The following is a 252-nucleotide window of genomic DNA, read 5'->3' as shown; positions in this document are numbered from 1 at the left end:
AATCAATCTTTCTTTGAAATGCTTGGAGAGTATATCTTAGACGGATTTAATGTTTCAGTAATAGTTGGTGCAATGTTAATTGGATATATCGCAATTATCGCATTAATAAATGGTTTAGTGAGCGGCGGCTTTAGTTTAGCAAGTGGTGGCGCAATCAAATGGGATTTCCAAAATTTAATTGGATTTGTATTTGCTCCGTTTGCATTTTTAGCAGGTGTTACATGGAACGATGCAGTTCAATCAGGTTCTGTG

At 36.1% G+C, this 252-nt stretch carries 1 protein-coding gene; it reads left to right on the top strand.

The features are described 5' to 3' along the window. On the top strand, positions 1-252 hold a 252-nt coding region (locus Q4528_RS14925), incomplete at both ends, for a nucleoside transporter C-terminal domain-containing protein (RefSeq protein WP_303522459.1).

The organism is Staphylococcus pasteuri (genome assembly GCF_030547725.1).
GTDB lineage: Bacteria > Bacillota > Bacilli > Staphylococcales > Staphylococcaceae > Staphylococcus > Staphylococcus pasteuri.
Note: the sequence above shows the minus strand (reverse complement) of the source record. Positions and strands in the feature narration are given on the sequence as shown.